Origin of the sequence: Armatimonas sp. (assembly GCF_043760365.1) — a bacterium.
In the GTDB taxonomy this organism is placed as follows: domain Bacteria; phylum Armatimonadota; class Armatimonadia; order Armatimonadales; family Armatimonadaceae; genus Armatimonas.
The window spans coordinates 1-5554 of record NZ_JAYUPA010000285.1 but is presented as its reverse complement, the minus strand read 5'-3'; the positions used below and the strand labels follow the sequence as shown (position 1 = coordinate 5554).

The 5554-nt window shown below is 60.1% G+C and carries 7 protein-coding genes and 1 pseudogene; 3 read left to right on the top strand and 5 right to left on the bottom strand.

Annotated features, from left to right (window positions below; genetic code table 11):
* Both ACH2EH_RS06815 and ACH2EH_RS06810 read left to right on the top strand, forming a co-directional pair.
* On the top strand, positions 1-611 hold a 611-nt coding region (locus ACH2EH_RS06815; RefSeq protein WP_395140168.1), incomplete at its 5' end, for a hypothetical protein.
* Complete coding sequence (locus tag ACH2EH_RS06810; protein ID WP_395140167.1) at positions 611-1546, top strand: hypothetical protein; 936 nt, start codon at positions 611-613, stop codon at positions 1544-1546. The genes ACH2EH_RS06815 and ACH2EH_RS06810, both read left to right, overlap by 1 nt.
* Here the strand turns inward: ACH2EH_RS06810 and ACH2EH_RS06805 are convergent, their stop codons facing one another.
* The 5 genes and pseudogenes from ACH2EH_RS06805 to ACH2EH_RS06785 all read right to left on the bottom strand — a co-directional run.
* Positions 1547-2116, bottom strand: coding sequence for a hypothetical protein (locus ACH2EH_RS06805; protein WP_395140165.1), 570 nt, complete (start codon positions 2114-2116; stop codon positions 1547-1549).
* 26 nt (positions 2117-2142) lie between these two features.
* Complete coding sequence (locus ACH2EH_RS06800; RefSeq protein WP_395088800.1) at positions 2143-3168, bottom strand: rod shape-determining protein; 1026 nt, start codon at positions 3166-3168, stop codon at positions 2143-2145.
* Entirely contained in the window at positions 3165-4547 is a 1383-nt protein-coding gene (gene murA, locus ACH2EH_RS06795; protein WP_395140163.1) for a UDP-N-acetylglucosamine 1-carboxyvinyltransferase, read from the bottom strand. The genes ACH2EH_RS06800 and murA overlap by 4 nt, the downstream gene beginning before the upstream one ends.
* A gap of 84 nt (positions 4548-4631) precedes the next feature.
* Positions 4632-4838, bottom strand: a complete 207-nt coding sequence (locus ACH2EH_RS06790; protein WP_395140170.1) for a hypothetical protein — start codon at positions 4836-4838, stop codon at positions 4632-4634.
* 96 nt (positions 4839-4934) lie between these two features.
* Positions 4935-5228 (bottom strand): annotated as a pseudogene (locus ACH2EH_RS06785) (ATP-grasp domain-containing protein); the annotation flags it as partial.
* 23 nt (positions 5229-5251) lie between these two features.
* On the opposite strand from ACH2EH_RS06785, the gene ACH2EH_RS06780 reads away from it, so the two are divergent.
* Positions 5252-5554 (top strand): ATP-grasp domain-containing protein (locus ACH2EH_RS06780; protein WP_395140161.1); only part of this gene is annotated, 303 nt, incomplete at its 3' end.

The window sequence follows — 5554 nt, the reverse complement described above, 5'->3', positions numbered from 1 at the left end:
TGACAATGGCGACCCAGATTCCGGGGGGTCTTCTGCGCCGCTGGGGCAAGGCTCCCCTGAACGAGCACGAGCTGGATATGCTTCTGGCGCAAGAAGAAGACGAGTTGGAGCGCTCCTATCTGCTGCTGATCCGCGAGACACTCGCCCAGCCGAATTTGCCTGAGGCGGCCCAAAAGGAGCTAAAAGAGGCGATTAAAGTGCTGGGAATGGCGCTGGATCGCCTGCCACCGGCTCCGGCGGAAACCGCGAATCGCAACACAGAGAGCTTGCGAACCGAGGCAGATGAGCTACGCCGACAGGCACTTTCGGAGACGGACAGAGTCGCATCGGAGTCGTTGGAACGGCGGGCGGATGCTCTGAAGCGTAGCGCCACTGCGATGGAGAAATCGGCGACGCTTCTGCGGCGCAATAGTCTGCTCCGGCAAGAGCTTCAGGCACAGCTCGAAGCCCTGCGCCTCGAGCTAGGATCTACAAGTGTTTCAGGCGTGGATGCGACAAGCCTCGCGCAAGTGGCGAGTGTTGCGCGAGGCGTCGCACGGGAAGCGGACGCTCTGGTGACTGCAAGAGCTGAGCTGGACACACCACAGATTCAGAAAATAGGGGTGAGGTAGTGAACCTAAAGCCAGAAGACCTGGGCAAGACACGGGGAGGAACACTCATTCGTCAGCGCGGAGGAACCACGGACCCTGAAGCGGAGCGACGCCAGACCCTTCAGACGAGTGGTGTGGCGGCGGCCATCGGTGTCGGCGTCGGCGTCATTAATAACAACGCGCTCATGGGCCTGATCATGGGAGCGATCTACGGGGGGAGCGCCGTGCTACTGCTCCCACGGATGCGCAAGAAACAAATCCACGGGACCCCCGTGAGCGGGGCGGAGCTGGCTCGGCTTCGGCCACAACGCACCCCAACAGTTGCGATACCGACGGTTCTGGACACGATTTTCTCGACACTCCTGGGCCAGCCTCTGCCACAAATCCCGCAAAAGCACACGCTGGAAGATGCGTATTTTGAGCTTCTGGTGGAAGTGCAGGCGCTGAGTGTTTCGCAGGTGGAGACCGAGGCCGAGCTACGAGACACGGTCCGAACTCTCAGTGATGCCGTCGCTGCGCTTCCCGCTACCGCGCCCATTGATGAAGACGAGATTCGAGAGCTAGTCGCCGATGCCGAGGGGCTTCTCTTCCGCTCGAAGCGAGAGACGGATCAGATCATCGCGGAGTCGCTGCACCGACAGGCGGAGGCGGCGGTTCGGCGGGCGCGCGCACTTCAGAACGCATCCAAGCTGGCACGACGAACCCGAACCCTGCGCGAGGAAGTCTACCGGCAGATCGGGGCACTGCGCGCATCGCTTCCCTCTTACTCCCAGGCATCCCAGAGCGTGGCAACGGGGCGTATCCAGGAGCTTGCCGACTCCGTCAACCGCGTCGCGCAAGACGCCGCATCCGTCGTGGCCGCGCAAGAGGAGCTCGTCCAGACCCTGTCCCCAGAGTGGCGCGTCCGGACAACCGTCGAGGAAACCACGCCGCAGATTCAGCGCCTGGGCCGCTGATTACTTCGCGAAGCGTGAGTCCGGTGACATGGTGGTCACCTTCTCTAGGGAGCGGGCAATCATTCCTACGAGAAGCTGCGTCATTTCCTGAGCCGAAACCGGCTTATCAGCCTTCTTCACCAGCGGGGATGTCTGCGGCAGGTAGCCCACCTGCACCAGCCCGGCCACGGACTTTGCGGTAGCGGGCCGCCCTTCAATCCAGGCGGAAAACCCCTCCGCCCAGCGCGCAAGCTCATTGCCGGTGACAGCTTGTTCGCCACTAAATCGGGTTCCCTCAACCAGCGAGACTCCCCGTATGCTTAGCCCGACAAGACTCTTGCTTGCCCAGTGATTGCCGGGGACATCCGTGTAGTTTTTCGCCTTAGTCGGGTTGAGACCCAGATTGCTTTTACGACCTGGCTGGATCTCGTGTTTGCTGCGACGTGGCTGCGCCACAGAGGCTTCGACATGGGCAAGCATCTCAAACAATAGCACTACCGCCTCGTAGCGCGTCACGGACTGAGCAGGATGATACCCGGGCACCGCCTTACTCTGCCGAACCTCACTGTGGTTATGTTCGTCTTTTTGCATACCTGAGTCCTTCGTCCCTAATCTTTTTACTCGTAGCTTCCACTGATATTCTGGCTACTGCGGATGGCATCAAACTCCTCCAGTGCGCGCCCGGTTCCAATTGCAACACACGACAGGGGATCATCGGCCACATGTACAGGAATCCCGGTCGCTAAAGCCAGCAGGCGATCCAGCCCCCGCAAGAGTGCCCCGCCACCCGTGAGCATCATCCCACGCTCGATAATATCTGAGGAGAGCTCCGGCGGCGTCTGCTCCAGAACGGCTTTCACACGGTCCACAATCTGTGAGATAGGCTCGGCCAGCGCCTCCCGGATCTCGTCGCTGGTCACCTCAACCGTCTTGGGGAGTCCTGCCACTAGGTCTCGGCCCTTGACCTCCATCCGAAGCTCTTGCTCCAGCGGGAATGCCGACCCCACACGAATCTTAATGTCTTCCGCCGTTCGGTCACCGATCATAAGATTGTAGGAGTTTTTAATGTGTCGGATGATGACCTCATCAATTTTATTGCCCCCGACGCGCAGGCTCTTGCTCACCACGATTCCCCCGAGAGAGATAACGGCGATATCGGTGGTGCCACCGCCAATATCCACCACCATATTGCCCCCTGGAAGCGCAATAGGCAGCCCTGCCCCAATCGCCGCCGCCATGGTTTCCTCAATGGTAGCCGCCACGCCAGCACCTGCCTCCTCGGTCGCCTGGAGGACGGCACGCTTCTCAACACTCGTGACACCGGCGGGCACACACACGAGAACACGTGGTTTGAAGGGGCCACGTCGCCCTACGACTTTACTGATTAGGGCACGCAGCATCTCGCGGGTGGTGGAGTAGTCCGCAATCACGCCATCTTGCATCGGGCGGATTGCGATAATGTTTCCAGGAGTTCGCCCCAGCATCAGGCGTGCCTCCTCCCCGACGGCCTTAACCTTCCGAGTCGTTTTATCAATGGCCACAACGGAGGGCTCCCGTAGGACAATTCCTTTACCGCGCTGATAGACCAGAATATTGGCCGTGCCTAAGTCGATTCCTATCTCCTGAACCAGTCGAATCTTCACACCGCCTCCACTCTCTTACCGAACTCATCTTCGCGCCAAATATCCGCTCCCACAGAGGCGAGTTTCTGTGTGAAGCACTCGTAACCCCGATCTATGTGATGAACCGAGAAAACCCGCGTCGTTCCCTGAGCAACCAGCCCGGCAAGCACCATTGCTGCCCCTGCCCGAAGATCCGATGCCTCAACATCCGCCCCAGAGAGACTCCCGACTCCCGTAATGACAGCCGTTCGTCCTTCCCAGCGGGCCTTCGCTCCCATTTTGATAAGCTCGTTGAGGTAGCGAAACCGACCTTCGTAGACCGTGTCCGTCACCATTGCGGTTCCTTCCGCAAGGCTCAGCAGCGTGGCAATCGGCTGCTGAAGATCGGTAGGGAATCCGGGATGCGGCATGGCTGTTACATCGGTTGCCTTTAGGCTATGGCCAGGATGCATCACACGGACCCCATTTGGTGCCTCCTCAATCACGACCCCCATCTCAGCAAGTTTCATCAAGATCGGACGCATTTGTGCGGGATTTGCTCCCTCCAAAAAGAGATCGCCGCCGGTAATCGCCGCTGCCATCGCCAGGGTTCCGCCTTCAATCCGGTCGGGGGAGACGGTGAAATCTACGCCATGAAGTGCCTCTACCCCTTCCACCGTGATCATGCCCGTCCCATGGCCCACGACATTTCCGCCCATCGCGATGATCAACTGCGCGAGGTCTTCGACATCGGGTTCCTGCGCCGCGTTTTCGATGATGGTGGTTCCCTTGGCCAGCGAGGCTGCCATGAGAAGATTCATGGTCGCTCCCACCGACGGCTTGTCGAGGTAGACCTGCGCCCCACGCAGCCCTTCCGCAGGAGCTTCGGCGAAGATATATCCCCCACTCTCATCAATGGTGGCACCGAGCGCCATCAGGCCCTTCAGGTGAAGGTCATACGCACGAGCCCCAATATTGCAGCCCCCTGGAGGAGCCAGCCGAACCCGTCCCTGACGCGCTAGAATCGGCCCAAGGAGCTGAAGAGAGCCACGCATTCGCGTCACGAGCTGGTCGGAAGGCTCAAACGACGTGAGACGAGTGGCATCGAAGCGTATATTTTTATGATCCTCGGAGAACACCGCGTCCACCCCGAGGCCCCGGAGGATCGTCGCCATGTTCGCGATATCACTGATCCGTGGAACGCGCTTGAGCCCCGTCACTCCCGTGGACGCAAGAACCACTCCCGCCATCAGGGCCAGCGTGGCGTTTTTAGATCCCCCTACGGTAACGGTTCCGTGAAGGGCCCGCCCCCCCTGAATGACGATACGCGCCTCTTGTGGGGTCGGCTGCATCCGCCGCCCAAACTCCAGGCCTAATCCTAACTCGCTACCCCGTGTTTGTCTCTGTGCCTCTACTGCCATAATGAACTTTCTCTAAAAAAATTGCCTCCGCATTGTATCGCCGAATAACGAAAAGGAGTAACAAGAAAATGCTATAAAAGACAGCTAGAGCCGTTGACGAGCACGCAGAACCAGGTGAACCGCATCCTCCGACGTTGCAGCAAGCGCCGTCAGGTGCCCCATCTTGCGCCCTTTGCGGGCTTGCGCCTTACCGTAGAGGTGCAGGTGTAGCCCCGGAACCGCCAGTGCCGCCGCCCAGTTAGGTGCCAAGGTTTCGTCAGCGGGCCAGACATCGCCTAGCAAATTAGCCATCGCAATCCCAGGCGCACGAAGCGCCGTCGAGCCCAGCGGCAGACCGCAGACCGCGCGCACTTGCTGCTCGAACTGGCTGGTTGCCGCGCCCTCAATGCTCCAGTGCCCGGAGTTGTGTGGCCGCGGCGCGAGCTCATTGACCAAAAGCTGCCCGGCTGGAGTCACAAAGAGCTCGACACAGAGCACGCCCACTACGTCTAGTGCCTCTAAAATCCCTTGGGCCAGCGTCTCCGCCTCAGCGCTTCCCACGAGCGGCACGGTTGTCAGGTCCAGAATGTGGTTGACATGGTCGTTTCGCACCAGAGGGAAGGCGACAAAGCTTCCGTCACCCCCGCGCACCGCCACAATGCTAGCCTCGTACGCAAACGCTACCAGCTCCTCTAGGATGCACGCCTGCTCGCCTAGAGGAGCTGGTGGCGTTTGCGTACGAGGCGAGCATTGTCGCGGTGCGCGGAGGTGACGGAAGCTTTGTCGCCTTTCCTCTGGTGCGAAACGACCATGTCAACCACATTCTGGACCTGACGACCGTGCCACTTGCGGGCAGTGGCGAGGCGGAGGCACTGGCCCAGGGGATTTTAGAGGCACTGGAGGTAGTCGGAGTGCTGTGCGTTGAGCTCTTTGTGACTCTGGAGGGGCGGCTTCTGGTCAATGAGCTCGCACCACGGCCACACAACTCCGGGCACTGGAGCATTGAGGGCGCGGCAACCAGCCAGTTC

Coding starts and splice junctions, on each gene's coding strand:
- ACH2EH_RS06805 (WP_395140165.1), bottom strand. CDS start 2,116: ATGCAAAAAGACGAACATAACCACAGTGAGGTTCGGCAGAGTAAGGCG.
- murA (WP_395140163.1), bottom strand. CDS start 4,547: ATGGCAGTAGAGGCACAGAGACAAACACGGGGTAGCGAGTTAGGATTA.
- ACH2EH_RS06790 (WP_395140170.1), bottom strand. CDS start 4,838: ATGGCTAATTTGCTAGGCGATGTCTGGCCCGCTGACGAAACCTTGGCA.